This window comes from Sphingopyxis sp. GW821-FHT02C12 (assembly GCF_059421785.1).
In genome coordinates this window covers 455,485-468,232 of sequence record NZ_JBWKVQ010000001.1, presented here as the reverse complement: position 1 = coordinate 468,232, position 12,748 = coordinate 455,485, and the positions used below count along the sequence as shown (strand labels likewise).

At 64.7% G+C, this 12,748-nt stretch carries 10 protein-coding genes; 7 read left to right on the top strand and 3 right to left on the bottom strand.

All coding sequences use genetic code 11. The annotated features are described in order from the left end of the window. Positions 1-4: 4 nt before the first annotated feature. The 3 genes from AC07U1_RS02215 (at position 5) to AC07U1_RS02205 (ending at position 2,754) form a co-directional block, all read left to right on the top strand. Complete coding sequence (locus AC07U1_RS02215; protein WP_495178797.1) at positions 5-811, top strand: acyl-CoA thioesterase; 807 nt, start codon at positions 5-7, stop codon at positions 809-811. A gap of 84 nt (positions 812-895) precedes the next feature. Continuing rightward, positions 896-1,966, top strand: coding sequence for a phosphotransferase (locus AC07U1_RS02210; protein WP_495178796.1), 1,071 nt, complete (start codon positions 896-898; stop codon positions 1,964-1,966). 5 nt (positions 1,967-1,971) lie between these two features. After that, the gene (locus AC07U1_RS02205) at positions 1,972-2,754 is read left to right on the top strand and encodes a tyrosine-protein phosphatase (protein WP_495178795.1); all 783 of its coding nucleotides are present in this window, start codon (positions 1,972-1,974) and stop codon (positions 2,752-2,754) included. Positions 2,755-2,769: 15 nt separating this feature from the next. Here the strand turns inward: AC07U1_RS02205 and AC07U1_RS02200 are convergent, their stop codons facing one another. The 3 genes from AC07U1_RS02200 to AC07U1_RS02190 all read right to left on the bottom strand — a co-directional run bounded on the left by AC07U1_RS02200 (position 2,770) and on the right by AC07U1_RS02190 (position 4,841). Further along, the gene (locus AC07U1_RS02200; RefSeq protein ID WP_492735877.1) at positions 2,770-3,324 is read right to left on the bottom strand and encodes a TetR/AcrR family transcriptional regulator; all 555 of its coding nucleotides are present in this window, start codon (positions 3,322-3,324) and stop codon (positions 2,770-2,772) included. A 120-nt stretch (positions 3,325-3,444) separates the two neighbouring features. Continuing rightward, positions 3,445-4,272, bottom strand: a complete 828-nt coding sequence (locus AC07U1_RS02195) for an enoyl-CoA hydratase/isomerase family protein (protein WP_492735879.1) — start codon at positions 4,270-4,272, stop codon at positions 3,445-3,447. Continuing rightward, positions 4,269-4,841 carry a carboxymuconolactone decarboxylase family protein gene (locus AC07U1_RS02190; RefSeq protein ID WP_492735880.1) on the bottom strand — a complete coding sequence of 191 codons (573 nt, stop codon included), beginning with the start codon at positions 4,839-4,841 and terminating at the stop codon, positions 4,269-4,271. The genes AC07U1_RS02195 and AC07U1_RS02190 overlap by 4 nt, the downstream gene beginning before the upstream one ends. A 365-nt stretch (positions 4,842-5,206) precedes the next feature. Here AC07U1_RS02190 and AC07U1_RS02185 point away from each other — a divergent pair, with 365 nt between their 5' ends. The 4 genes from AC07U1_RS02185 (at position 5,207) to AC07U1_RS02170 (ending at position 12,678) form a co-directional block, all read left to right on the top strand. Then, positions 5,207-7,609, top strand: a complete 2,403-nt coding sequence (locus tag AC07U1_RS02185; protein WP_492735882.1) for a TonB-dependent receptor — start codon at positions 5,207-5,209, stop codon at positions 7,607-7,609. A gap of 90 nt (positions 7,610-7,699) precedes the next feature. Continuing rightward, positions 7,700-8,680, top strand: coding sequence for an SDR family NAD(P)-dependent oxidoreductase (locus tag AC07U1_RS02180; RefSeq protein ID WP_495178794.1), 981 nt, complete (start codon positions 7,700-7,702; stop codon positions 8,678-8,680). Beyond that, positions 8,680-9,900: an MFS transporter gene (locus tag AC07U1_RS02175; protein ID WP_495178793.1), complete on the top strand. Its 1,221-nt coding sequence runs from the start codon at positions 8,680-8,682 to the stop codon at positions 9,898-9,900. Before AC07U1_RS02180 ends, AC07U1_RS02175 begins: the two co-directional genes overlap by 1 nt. A 240-nt stretch (positions 9,901-10,140) precedes the next feature. Beyond that, positions 10,141-12,678: a TonB-dependent receptor gene (locus AC07U1_RS02170; protein ID WP_495178792.1), complete on the top strand. Its 2,538-nt coding sequence runs from the start codon at positions 10,141-10,143 to the stop codon at positions 12,676-12,678. Positions 12,679-12,748 lie beyond the last annotated feature (70 nt).

Below are 12,748 nucleotides of genomic sequence, written 5' to 3'. Positions count from 1 at the left end.
GGCCATGACCGGCAAGCCCGCGGCCCTGCTCGCGCTCGCCGCGGGTGCGGATGACGGCATTTTCCTCGCCCAGGTTCCCGAACCGCTGTGCGTCGGGCCGCCCGCGCATCAGTTCCTGTTCGGTGGCATAGCGCTCGCGGCCGCCATTGAGGCGATGGAGCGGCGAACGGGGCGGCCCGCGCTCTTCGCCTCGGCGCAGTTCCTGACCTGGGCGCGGCCGGGCGACACGCTTTCTTTCGATACCGAAATCGTCGCCGACGGGCGGGTGGTGCGCCAGTGCCGGGTGACGGGACGATGCGGTCAGCCCGCCTTTCTTCACGTCCAGGGCGCATGCGGCGGACAGGATGCCGCCATCGCGCGTCGCGACGCAGCGATGCCCGTCGTACCGCCGCCGGACGCGTGTCCGGGCCGGTCGATGGCGCGGCGCTTGTCGACAAACCTCAACGCCTTGCTCGAGTTCCGGCTAGCAAGCGGTGCCATCCCCGATCGGGCCGATTGGAGCGGCCCCGGCGGCGTCGACCTTGCATGCTGGATTCGTGCGCGCTGCGGCGCGCCGCTCGACCGCAGATTGCTGGCGGTCGTTGCCGACTGTGCCTTTCTGGCCCTCGATGATGCGCTCGGACCGACGACGAGAGGCAGCAGCCTCGACAATGCCATCCGCTTCGTCGCCGCGCCGGTCGGCGAATGGGTGCTCGCGGCGATGCATGTCAACGGGGGTGAAAACGGCATCGCGCATATCGCGACACGGCTCTTTTCCGAGGACGGCGTCCTGCTTGCGGTCGCCGGGCAGACGATGCGGCTGCGCGGCTGACCCGCCAAAGCGAGAAGGCTTGCCAAAGCTCAAAACAGTATACTAAATAAGCTATAATGTGATTCGATGGAAGAGGAACGACGCATGACCGACGCCCCGACGAGCCACCTGCCGCTGCGGATCGAGGAGATTACCGCCGAATGGCTCACCTCGATCCTCGCCGAGCGCTTCCCGGGCACAGTGGTGACCGAGGCGCATATCGGCACGGTCATCGCGGGCACCGCGACCAAGGTCCGCCTGCTGCTGTCCTATAATGACGCCGGACACGCCCACCGCCTGCCGCCGACGATGTGGCTGAAGGGCGGGTTTATCCGCCACGCCTACACCTTCGACGATTCCTTCGTGAACGAGGCGAAGTTCTTCGCGAGCTGGGCGCCCGAGATGAACATCCACATTCCCGGCGCCTATTGGTCGGGCTGGCACGACGAGGTTCAAGGGCTGGTGCTGATGGAGGATCTGTCGGCGCGCAACGTCAGCTTCGGCGATGCGCGGCGGTTGATCACGATCGACCAGCAGGCGCAGACGCTCGAACTGCTGGCGCGGATGCACGCGCGCTGGTGGCAGTCGCCCGAACTCAAGACGTTGCGCAACTTCTCGACCGTCTGGCAGGCGGCCGACCGGGTGGTGATGATGATGCTCGAACCCGAATATTTCGACGCGTGCATGAACCACCGCCGCTGCGCCGCCTATGTCGGGCCCTATCGCGACCGCGACCGGATCAAGGCGGGGCTGCGGATGCAGTGGAAGCGGTCGGTGGAAATCCCGCAATGCTTCTCGCACGGCGACGCCCATCTCGGGAACATGTTCTTCGAAACCGACGGCCGGCCGGGCTTTCTCGACTGGCAGGCGTGGCAGGAGGGACCGTATATGCACGACGTCGCCTATTCGATCATCGGCAATCTGAAGGTCGAGGATCGCCGGTCGGCGGAAAAGGACTTGCTCGCCGGCTATCTCGAAGCGCTGAAAACGCACGGGGTGGCGACGCCGCCGAGCCGCGCGGACGCGTGGGAGGCCTATCGCCGCCATGCGATGCACGGCTTCATGTGGCCGTTCACGCCGCTGGAAATGCAGCCGATCGAAATCGTCACGGCGGAGGGCGATTGTTTCGGCGCCGCCGTCGCCGATCTCGACACCTTCGGCGCGCTCGGCGTCTGACGCCGATGGACGAGGCAGCGGTCCGGTTGCTCGACATTGCGGGATCGCGCAACCTGCGCGATCTTGGCGGCTATCGCGCCGCCGACGGCCGCACCGTGCGCTGCGGCATGCTGCTGCGCGGCGGGCATCCGGCGGGGCTGACCGAAAAGGGGATCGCGCAGGTCGCGGCGCTGGGGCTGGGGGCGATCATCGACCTGCGCACGACCGAGGAACGCGCCGGCCATCCCTGGCCGGCCGAACTGGTCGGCGGCCTGCGCTACTGGACGCGCGATTATGATCTCAGCCGGGGCGATCTCGTCGCGATGCTGCGCGATCCCGCGACCGGACCCGAAGACATGAGGGCCCGGATGCTGCAAAGCTATCGCCTGATCGCCGACGAACAGCGCGGCGGCATCGGGGCGATGTTCGACCTGTTGCGCGACCAGCGGACCCCGCTGCTGATCAATTGCACCGCCGGCAAGGACCGCACGGGCGTGGCTTGCGCCATCCTGCTTACCGCGCTCGGTGTGCCGATCGAGAGCGCGCGTGCCGACTATGCGCTGACCGAGACGTTTCAGGACCCCGGCAGCCCCTTGTTCCATGTCGACCCCGATGGTCCCTTCGCTTATCTGCTCGCGGTCGATCCGGAGGTATGGCGGACGATGATGCGTTCGGCCCCCGACTATATCGACGCGACCTTCGCCGCGCTCGCCGAGAAATACGGGTCGCCCGAGGCCTATCTGCGCGCCGAACATGGTCTGGACGAAGCGGCGTTGGCCGCGCTCAGGGATCGGTTGCTCGAACCCTGAGGCGGGCGTCGTCGATCAGCCGCCGTGCCCGATCGCGCGGCACAGGAGGTCGACCTGCCGGCGCGTCATCGTGCGCAGATCGTCGACATCCGCCGCGACGGCGCCCAGCCCCCGCACCGAAAAGACCAGCCCGCGCGCCAGTTCGGCGATGTCGGCGGGCGGCATTTCCGCTGCGCTCCCGGCGATCAGGCGCGCGATCAGCGCCTCCAACTCGGCATAGACGCGGCGCACCACCGGAATCGAAAGATCGTCCATGTCGCGGGCGTCGGGCGTCGTGCGCTGCAGGTCGAAGACCTGAACCAGCCACAGGTCGCAGGCGGTGAAGAGGCGATCGCTCAGCGTGGCGGCGTCGCCCAGCCGCTCATGGATCTCGGCCAGTCGCAGCCGGTTGAGGTGGACGACGGCCGCCTCGAAAACCTCTTCCTTGCCCGGAAACAGCAGATAGAGCGCGGGGCGCGACATGTCGGCGGCGCGGGCGATGTCGCCCATCGTCGTCCGCGCGAAACCGTGCCGCATGAACAGTTCGGCGGCGGCGACCACCGTCCGATCGATCTTTGCCTCCGATGCCATCCTGCCCCCTTTTTCGGCCCTAGGGGCCTGGGCTAGAGTCAATGTGACACTAACGCAATGACGCTTTTCGTCAAAATGTCATCGCGGTGATGGCGGTTGCTCCGATGGCGAATGCGCCGGCTATTCGCCCGTGAAGACGGGTTTCTCGCCGGAGGCAAAGACCTTGACCGCGGCCAGATTGTCCCTGGTTCTGGCCGTGCGCCCTACCGCCTTCGCTTCGCCTTCGAAGCTGCTGTGGATGTCCTGTCGCAGGCCTTCGCCGATCAGCGTCTTGATCTCGCCGAGCGCGATGGTGGCGTCATTGGCGAACCCTCGCGCGATTTCGAGCGCGCGGGCGCGGAGCTGCGCGGTCTCGACGGTTTCCGCGACCAGCCCCCATTCGCGGGCGGTGGCGGCATCGACCCGTTCGGCGTTCATCAGCATGCGCTTCGCGCGCGGCACGCCGATCGCGCGCGGCAACAGCCAGGTGAGGCCCGAATCGGGCGCGGACGCCAGATTCTTGAACGGCGTCTGGACCCAGGCATCGTCGGCCATCACGACATAATCGGCGGCCATCGCCAATCCCAGACCGATCCCGATCGCCAGCCCGTTGACCCCGGCAATGAGCGGGATCGGCAGCGCGTGCAGCCGGCGCAGCATCGGATGATAGAGCGTTTCGGCGCCGCCGAGCGGGGTGATCATGGCTTTACCCTCGGCGAGCGCCTTGCGGTTGACCATCAGGTTGTAACCGGCGCAAAAGGCGCGGCCCTCGCCCGTCAGCAGGACGGCGCGGCAGCGCCGCCGCGGCTTGGCGATTTCGGCCAGCGCGGCCGCCAGCGACTGCGCCATGTCGTCGCCCATCGCGTTCAGGCGATCGGGATCGTTGAGCGTGACGATCGCGAGAGGTCCTTCGAACGACAGCCGGACAAAGGCGTAGTCGATCGTCTCATTTGCTTGCGCCGCGGTCATGCGACGAGTCCCGCCTGCTGGTTCGCCTTGCGCCAGAATTCCCCGCCGACGATCCCGTCGATCTCGAGCTCCGCGACCTCGGACACGCGAACGAACAGCATATAGATGCCGATCACATGGATCAGTTCGACGATCTGGCGCGGCGAATAAAAGGCCGCGACGGCGGCGAAGACGAAATCGTCGACGCGCACCGTCTTCACCACCTGGCGCGTGAAGGCGAGCAGTGCTTTCTCGCGATCGTCGAATATCGGGTCGCCAAAGCGGTCGTCGGCGATCGCCGCGACCTTGGCGTCGGCGATGCCCATCGCCTTCGATACCTCGAGATGCTGTGCCCATTCATAGGCGCCGCGGTCGAGGTGGAGGACCGCGAGCACACAAATCTGGCGCTCGAGCGGCGGCACCTCGATGCCCGTCATCATCCCCTGAACGGCGAGCCCGATTCCGGGCTGGATCGTCACGGCATGGGCTAGCACGCGGCTGAGGTTCAACTTGCCGCCGGGTTTGTTGTCATAGGTATCGCGCTGCTGCGGCGTCAGGTCGTCGACCGCGACCGGGGGAATGCGGTTCATCCTCTATCTCCTCTTCCGGGAAAAAGGTTGGCTGGGATCGATGGCGGATGCAAGTATCAAATAACTTAGGTATATGATTATTCGTCGGAGGCGTCGGGGCCGCCGGCGCTGTCGCCGCACCGGATTTGCGCGAAGTGTGTTGACTCGCTAATCAGGTTCATTAATATAATCATATATACAACTAAGACGGCAGAAAGCCGCTTTGCGGAGAGGGAAAGGGTCGTTCGGCGCGATTTCATACCGGATAAAGGGACGGGGTAGCCGGACGGGTGGCCCCATTTGCCGGGCGCACGCGTCATCGGGGCCGCGGCGAGCGGCGCGGTGTCAGAAATATCACAAAAAATCAGGATAGTGGGAGGAAGACGATGAGGAATTTCAAGCAGTCGCTGTTGTCGGGGGTCATGTTGGGCGCCACGGTGCTGGCATCCGCGCCGGCGTTCGCACAGGCCGAAACCGATCGTTCCGCGAACGACAGCGTCGGTATCGAGGATATCGTCGTCACCGCGCGAAAGACCTCGGAAAGCCTGCAATCGACCCCGGTGGCGGTCACCGTCCCGACCGGCGACACACTCGACAAGGCGCAGGTCAACGGCATCGAATCGCTGCCGAACCTGGTGCCCGGCATCGTCGTGCAGCCCTCGACCGGCCAGCCGGCCTCGGCCTTCATCGGCATCCGCGGTCAGTCGTCCTCGGACGCGCTGCTCGCGCTCGACCAGGCGGTCGGCCAATATTTCGACGGCGTCTATATCGCCCGTTCGTCGGGCGCGCTGTTCAACTTCGTCGATGTCGAGCGGGTCGAAGTGCTGCGCGGCGCGCAGGGGACCTTGTTCGGTCGCAACACCACGGGCGGCGCGGTCAGCATCATTTCGAACAAGCCCACCGGCGATTTCGGCGGCAGCGTGCGCGTGCGCTATGGCAATTACGACACCTGGGAAACCACCGGCGTCCTGAACCTGCCGATCCAGGGCGACGAGATCGCGGTGCGGCTGGTCGGCCAGCATGTCCAGAGCGACGGCTATGGCCGCAACCTCAGCTTCGACACGCCGCTCGGCGGCGACAATGTAGACTTTCTGCGCGGCACCCTGTTGATCGCGCCCGAAGGCACCGGCCTGACGGTGACCGTGGTCGGCGACTATACCAACCGCAACGGCCAGGGGCAGATCACCGGCCTCAAGAGCTACAACCGCAACCCGACGACCGGCGCGAACCAGAACGGCACCGCGCAGGCGGTGCTCGCCGCCTGTTCGGGCGCCACCCCGAACCCGCTTTGCCCGGTCAAAGGACCGGTCGCCGGCGATTCCTATGGAAATTATGCGGTCAGCGTTCAGGGCAAGGACAATTTCTACGACGTCGCGCTCAGCATGATCCCGTTCAGCAAGGCCACATCCTGGGGCGTCGGGGTGACCACCGAATATGAGATCAGCAGTTCGACCGCGCTGAAATCGATCACCGCGTGGCGCGGGGTCGACACCGAATCGCTCTCCGATAACGACGGGACGCCCTATGTGCTGACCGGCGGGCTGCGCCCCGGCGACGGCAACATCATCGACCAGTCGCAATTCTCGCAGGAACTGCAGCTGTCGACGCAGGCGTTCGACGATCGCCTGCAACTGATCCTCGGCGCCTTCTATTTCACCGAGCGGGGCACCGACCTGTCGAAAAGCTTCTCGGCCTTCCCGCTGGGGACGCGCCGTCTGGGCTATAACGACGGCGACATCGCCAACAAAAGCTACGCCGGTTTCGGCCAGTTCAACTTCAACATCACCCCCGAACTGCGCTTCACCGGCGGGTTGCGCTACACCGAGGACAAGCGATCGATCCTGAGCCGCAACCGCCAGGAGAATACCGATCCCGTCACCGGTATCCCCAACGGCACCTTCGTGTGCAGCCTCATCGTCGATCCCGGCGCGCCGTGCGAGAAGTTCACCAAGGCGACCTTCGACTATTGGTCCTACACCGCCGGTTTCGACTGGCGCCCCAACGACAATGTGTTCCTCTACCTCAAGACCAGCAAGGCCAGCCGGGCCGGCGGGTTCAACCCGCGCGCGACCGGGACGACACCGTTGGTGTTCAATCCCGAAACGGTCGTCGACTATGAATTCGGCTTCAAGCTCGACCTGCTCGACCGCCGCCTGCGGTTGAACACAGCGATCTTCCAGACCAATTATGACGACATCCAGCGGACGGTTCCGGCGATCGTCAACGGCGTGCTCTCGAACTCGATCGTCAATGCGGCGACGGCGCGGATCCGCGGTATCGAGACCGAATTGACCGTGCAGCCGGTCGACGACCTGCAACTCGGCGTGTCCGCGACCTTCCTCGATCCGAAGTTCAAGGATTTCACGATCCCGCTGTCGCTGACGGTGTTTCAGGACGTCACCGACACGCCCTATTCCTTCGCGCCGAAGAGCTCCTATTCGGTCTATGCCGACTACACCGTGCCGATGAGCGCGGGCGAGTTGAACCTGCGCGCCGACTACAGCTGGCGCAGCAAGCAATATACGACCGGCCCGCTGATCGGCCCCGGCTATCAGGAGCAGTTCAAGGACACGGCCAAAATCCCGGCCTATGGCCTGCTGAACGGCCAGATCGCGTACCGGTTCGAGAATCCGAAGCTTGAAGTGGCGATCTATGGCCAGAACCTCACGCAGAAGAAATATTTCGCGCGCCTGCTCGCGATCGAGAACAGCCTCGGCGTCACCGGCTATTCGCCCGGCATGCCGCGCACCTATGGCGTGCGGCTGACCTACAAGTTCGGCGGAGAATGATCGCGGACGAAGGGTAATGGCGTCGATGGCGCATCCCCTCATAAGCCGGGAGGCAGCGGTTCGTCCGCTGCCTCCCGCGCCGTTGCCGGGATGAGCGGTGAAAGGATCGACCTTGGCGGCCGGGTGGCGATCGTCACCGGTGCCGGCGGGGGGCTTGGCCGGGCCTATGCCCGTGCGCTGGCCGAACGCGGCGCGGCGGTCGTCGTCAACGACCTGGGCGGCGACACCCGCGGTGAAAACCCGGCTGCCGCGCTTGCCGAAGATGTCGCGGCCGATATCCGGGCACGGGGCGGACGCGCCGTCGCCAATGCCGACACCGTCGCGACCCAGGCCGGCGGCGCGGCGATCACCCAGGCGGCGCTCGATCATTTCGGCCGGATCGACATCGTCATCAACAATGCCGGAAACCAGCGCAACGCGCTGTTCGAAGACCTGACCGAAGAGGATATCGAGGCGGTGCTCGCCGTCCATCTGAAAGGCAGTTTCTACGTCACCCAGCCGGCCTACCGGCTGATGAAGCGGCAGGGCTTTGGCCGGATCATCTTCACCTCGTCGCAATCGGGCGTGTTCGGCAATCCCTATCGCGCCAATTATGGCGCCGCAAAGGCTGGGGTGATCGGCCTGATGCGGGTGCTCGTGCAGGAAGCACCGCCGGCGATCCGCATCAACTGCGTCATGCCCAACGCCAGCGGCAGCCGCATGGGAGCGCCGGGCGAAGAGCGGGTCGACAAGGATTTCATCGCCGCGATCCTCGCGCGCGGCAACGCCTATGCCGATCGAAGCGCGCCCGACCATGTTGCGGCGCTGGTGACATGGCTGGCGAGCGACGCGTGCGATGTGACCGGCCAGACCTATTCGGTGCTGCGCGGCCATTATGCGCGGGTGTTCAGCGGGCGCGGGGAGGGGTGGGCATCGGCCCGCGGCGATTGCGCCAGCGCCGACGATATCGCCGCCCATGCCGCCGCGATCGCCGACACGGCGACCTGGGACGAGCCGCAAAGCGGCCTCGACGAAGGCGATATCGTCCGCGCCGCCCTCGACCGGCTTTATGGTGAAATGGAGAAAATTTGATGGCGTCGCGCCACTCGGGGTCGTTCCGCAGCCTGGGCATATTGTTCGCCGCGACGATGGCGATCGCCATCGTCGGCGTGCATTTTCATGTGGTCGGCGCGATGGTCAAGCCGCTTGGCGACGCCTATGGCTGGAGCCGCGGCGACATCGCCTTTGCGCTGACGATTTCCAGCGTCGTCCACCCTTTCACCAACATCTTTCTAGGCATGCTCGTCGACCGCTACAGCGCGCGCAGCATCGCCTTGCCCGGCATCGCCGGCTGGGCGGTCGGCACGGCGCTGCTCGGGTTCGTAGGCGGGCCGATCTGGACCTGGTACGCGGGCTATGTCCTGTTCAGCCTGCTCGGCTTTGCAGCGAGCTCGATCGTCTTCACCAAGTTGATCGTCGAAAATTTCACCAAAAGGCGCGGGCTGGCGTTGGCAACCTCGCTGGCGGGGGCCGGCATCCTCGTCAGCATCATCCCGACGATCGTTCTTGCGCTCGAACGCCATTTCGGAATTGCCGGCGTCTATCCGGCGATCGCAGCCTGTGCCTTCGTCCTGATGTTCATCCCCTGCTGGCTGTTCCTGCCGCGCAGCGGGTCGGCGGCGACGCCGCCGATGTCCGCCGTGCCGTCCAGGCCAAAGGCCGACTGGCGCGAAGTCGTCGGCTCGACGATCCTCTGGCGCCTGCTCTTCGCCTTCCTCTTCGTCGCCTCCTGTGTCGGCACGTTCATCGTCCATCTTCAGCCGATGCTGGCCGACGCCGGACTCAGCCGCGACGAGGCGGCGACAGTGGCGCTGTTCATCGGTCCGGCGATGATCGCCGGGCGCCTCGGCACCGGCCTGTTGTTCGATATCCTGCCGACGCGGCTGGTCGCCGCCTGCGCGTTCAGCCTGCCGGCCTTTGCCTGCCTGTGGCTGCTCGCTATTCCGCTCGACTACGGCAGCGCGGTCGCGCTCGCGCTGTTGATCGGCGTCGCGATGGGCAGCGAGGTCGATGTCGTTGCCTATATGTCGAGCCGCTATTTCGGCCTGCGCCGCTATGGCCTCGTCTTTGCGATCCTGATCAGCACCTATGGCTTCGCGGTCGGCACATCGTCCTGGGGCGCCGGCAAGGCGTTCGATGCGATGGGGAGTTATGACGGCGTGCTGATCGCGCTCATCGCCGGCGTGGCGCTTGCCGTGGCGCTGGTGATATCGCTGGGCCGCCCGCCGGAACTCGAACGCGAAACATCGTAGACGCGGCGATCCGGCGGCCGGAGAATCCCATGCCCAGGTGGCGAAGCCCTGATATTTTGGGGATTTCGTCTTTCATGGGTGGCGCTAATCCGACGTTTCGGTGAAATATTCATATCAATTCACCGAATTATATATACGATATTGACATGGCATCGGCGGGCGCTAGGTTTCCCGGAAGCTCCGAAACAGGAGACTCAATGAGGATGGGCCGCAGAGCCCGCAACGGGAGGGGTCAACCCCATGCAAAACTGGAAATCGATTCTGTTCGCCGGCACCGCCAGCGTGATGCTTGTCCAGCCGGCCTTCGCCTATCAGGGTGAGGCTCCCGCGGCGGCGGAAGCGACCGACAATATCGGGCTGAACGACATCGTCGTCACCGCGCGCCGGCAGGAAGAGCGTCTTCAGGATGTCCCGGTCGCCGTGACCGTGCTGACGCCCGAAACCCTGGAGGCCAAGGGGACGTTCAATCCCGTCGATCTTGTCCAGGTTACGCCGGGCCTGAACGTCACCGCATCGGTATCCGACCGCAACAACCTGACCTACACGATCCGCGGCCAGGGCTTCTCGTTCGGCACCGTGTTCCCGGCGGTCATCACCTATTTTAACGAAGTCCCCATCGCCCGCCTGACCCAGGGGCAATTTTTCGATCTCCAGAACGTCCAGGTGCTGCGCGGGCCGCAGGGCGTCAACTTCGGGCGCGTCACCGACGGCGGCAACGTCATGGTGACCCCGCAGACGCCGAAGGAGGATTTTGGCGGATATCTCACCGGAAAGCTCGGCAGCTATGGTCTGCGCACCTTCAACGGCGCGATCAACGTGCCGATCGTCGAAGACAAGGTGCTGGCGCGTGTCGCGTTCGAAACCGCGCGCCGGTCCGGCTTCACGACCAATATCGCGAACGGCCAGAAGCTCGACGATGTCAAATATGAATCCTTTCGCGGCGGTTTGACCCTGCGTCCGGTCGAGGGATTGGAAAACACCACGATCGTGTCGTACCAGCGCACCCACGACAATGGCACGGCGGTGGTTTTCGCGGGGTTCAATCCCGCGGCGTCGGGTCTCGCCCCCGCGATCGGGCAATTCTCCTTCCTGTTCTCGGGCGCCTATGGGATCGATCCCAACGGCAGCGTCGTGCCGTTCCGCGCCGGCCTCACGCCGCTCAGCGCGCCGGCCTATATCGCCTCGCTGCAATCGCAGCTGGCGGCGCAGAATGCGCGCGGCATCCGGCAGATTTCGCAGGTCGACCCGACTTATAGCGAGCGGAAGAATCTCTACATCGTCAACACCACGACCGCCGATCTGTCCGACAATATCCAGATCAAGAATGTGTTTGGCTATGTCCGCGAACGCGAGGACGAGGCATCGAACTTCGCGGCGAGCAACGGCGCGGCGGTGCTGACCTGTCATTCGGCCTGTCCCGGCGGCTTGCTGTTCACCAACCAGGAACAGTATAGCGAGGAACTGCGGATCTCCGGGCAGGCCTTCGACAACCGCCTGAACTTCTCGCTCGGCGCCTATTTCGACGAGCAGCGACCGGCCGGCCCGGCGGAAAATGCGACGATCAACGTCGCGATCCTCAACCGCGTCGGCGTCAACAATATCACGACCAAGTCGCGCGCGGTCTATGGGTCGCTGGAATATGACATCACCGACAATTTCAGCGTTAACGGCGGCCTTCGCTACACGCGCGACACGATCCATTCGGAACAGAACACCTATCTCAGCCCGATGGACGGCGGGCAGGCGGCGCTGTTCAATTTCCTGACCGGCCCCTTTGGCGGCAACCTCCCCCCCGCCATCGCGAACCAGGTGGTCGCCGCGACCTTCGCGCCGATCCCGCACGGCCAGTGCGTCAGCTATGGCGCCGGATCGGTGCTCTATGCCAGCGGCCCCGGCAACTGCATCGTGCGCGACGGCAAGTTCAACGCGACGACCTGGTCGGCGGGCGCGACCTACAAGACCGATGGCGGCCAGATGTTCTATGGCAAGGTCAGCAAGGGCTATCGTCCCGGCGGCGTGAACGGGACCGCCCCTCCGGGGATCGATCCCGCCTATCAGCCCGAGACGGACATATCGTTCGAAGTCGGCGTGAAGGCGGATTTCCGCTTTAACGATGTGTTCCTGCGGACCAATCTTGCGGCCTATACCGACCGGTACAAGGACATTCAGAAGAACGTCGTTCTTCCCGGTCCGGTACCCGTGTCGTCGGTCCAGAACGTCAATGACGCACGGATCAAGGGCATCGAGGCGGAAATCACGCTGATCCCCGTCCAGGGGCTGACCCTCGGCGGCACCTTTGCCTATACCGACGCGAAATTCGACAAGCTGGCACCGATCGTCGTTGGCAATCCCTGCGATCCGACGCAAACGACGACGGTCGGCTTCTGTTCGGACAACCGCTTCAACTCGGTGCCGAAGACGCAATATTCGCTGACGCTCGATTATACGCTGCCGCTCGATGACAAGCTCGGGCAGGTCAGCTTCGGCGCTGTCCTCTATCATCAGTCGAGCGTGTCCTATTCGGACACGAGCGTGTTGAACCCGCAATCGATCGAAAAACCGTTCACGACTCTCGACCTCAACCTGAACTGGAAGAATGTCGGTGGCCAGCCGATCGACCTCGGGCTGTTCGTCACCAATGTGACCAAGGAAGTTTATCGCATCGGCACGAACAATCTGATGCAGAATTCGTCGCTCGGCATCCTCGGCAACATCTATGCCGCGCCGCGGATGTGGGGCCTGTCGATGAAATACCGGTTCGGCGCCGACGCCGATTGACCGGCGCGGCGCTGCAGCCATGCCGCGCCCGAGCCATAGGACATGATTGCGGCCAGGCGGCTTTGCTGTC

Coding starts and splice junctions, on each gene's coding strand:
- AC07U1_RS02215 (WP_495178797.1), top strand. CDS start 5: ATGACCGGCAAGCCCGCGGCCCTGCTCGCGCTCGCCGCGGGTGCGGAT.
- AC07U1_RS02210 (WP_495178796.1), top strand. CDS start 896: ATGACCGACGCCCCGACGAGCCACCTGCCGCTGCGGATCGAGGAGATT.
- AC07U1_RS02205 (WP_495178795.1), top strand. CDS start 1,972: ATGGACGAGGCAGCGGTCCGGTTGCTCGACATTGCGGGATCGCGCAAC.
- AC07U1_RS02200 (WP_492735877.1), bottom strand. CDS start 3,324: ATGGCATCGGAGGCAAAGATCGATCGGACGGTGGTCGCCGCCGCCGAA.
- AC07U1_RS02195 (WP_492735879.1), bottom strand. CDS start 4,272: ATGACCGCGGCGCAAGCAAATGAGACGATCGACTACGCCTTTGTCCGG.
- AC07U1_RS02190 (WP_492735880.1), bottom strand. CDS start 4,841: ATGAACCGCATTCCCCCGGTCGCGGTCGACGACCTGACGCCGCAGCAG.
- AC07U1_RS02185 (WP_492735882.1), top strand. CDS start 5,207: ATGAGGAATTTCAAGCAGTCGCTGTTGTCGGGGGTCATGTTGGGCGCC.
- AC07U1_RS02180 (WP_495178794.1), top strand. CDS start 7,700: ATGAGCGGTGAAAGGATCGACCTTGGCGGCCGGGTGGCGATCGTCACC.
- AC07U1_RS02175 (WP_495178793.1), top strand. CDS start 8,680: ATGGCGTCGCGCCACTCGGGGTCGTTCCGCAGCCTGGGCATATTGTTC.
- AC07U1_RS02170 (WP_495178792.1), top strand. CDS start 10,141: ATGCAAAACTGGAAATCGATTCTGTTCGCCGGCACCGCCAGCGTGATG.